The 662-nt window shown below is 70.5% G+C and carries 2 protein-coding genes; both read left to right on the top strand.

The features are described from left to right. The first annotated feature begins 35 nt into the window (after positions 1-35). Positions 36-299, top strand: coding sequence for a metal-sensitive transcriptional regulator (locus CCN37_RS38570; RefSeq protein WP_086826298.1), 264 nt, complete (start codon positions 36-38; stop codon positions 297-299). Between the two features lie 164 nt (positions 300-463). Further along, positions 464-662: hypothetical protein (locus tag CCN37_RS41275; RefSeq protein WP_210408437.1), on the top strand; the 199-nt coding region annotated here is incomplete at its 3' end.

A 662-nucleotide genomic window follows, 5' to 3' on the forward strand; every position in this document is an offset into this window, starting at 1 on the left:
GGGGTATTCTTGTCAGGGGGGTGAAGGAGGATCTCGTGCAGGTAGACGAAGAATCGGTACGGCCCGTCCTGAACCGTCTGCGCCGGGCGCAGGGGCAGCTGGCCGCGGTGATCTCGATGGTCGAGTCGGGCCGCGACTGCAAGGACGTCGTGACCCAGCTGGCAGCCGTGTCCCGAGCCCTGGACCGGGCCGGGTTCAAAATCGTGGCGAGCGGGATGCGCCAGTGCCTCGCCGACGGCACCGAGGCCCCGCCCATGACGCAGGAGGAACTGGAGAAGCTCTTCCTGGCCCTTGCCTGACCCGTTCCACCGGCCGGCACATCATGTGCCGGCCGGACGGGCTGTCCCCGGGCAGGTTCCCCCAGGGCCTTCCGGTCCGCCGTCCGGCAGGGAGCAGGAGAAAGACGACCCGGCTCCCCCATGCGTGCGGACGCGGTGAATCTGATGGCCGTGCCCTGCCGTCCGTGATCATCGTCGTGCCCGTCGTCGGCAGGGCTACCCGGACGCGGACCGCTGAGAGCCCGCGCATTCTCGGCGACGAACACCACGACCCGCAGCACGCCGCCGAAGCCTCCGCGCCGCGGCACACCCGCTGCGCGAGGGCACCGGCCCCGAGGCCGTCGAAGCCGTCCTCCAGGCGGACCGGCTGTTCCAGGGATTTCT

This window comes from Allokutzneria sp. NRRL B-24872 (genome assembly GCF_002155965.1).
Lineage (GTDB): Bacteria > Actinomycetota > Actinomycetes > Mycobacteriales > Pseudonocardiaceae > Allokutzneria.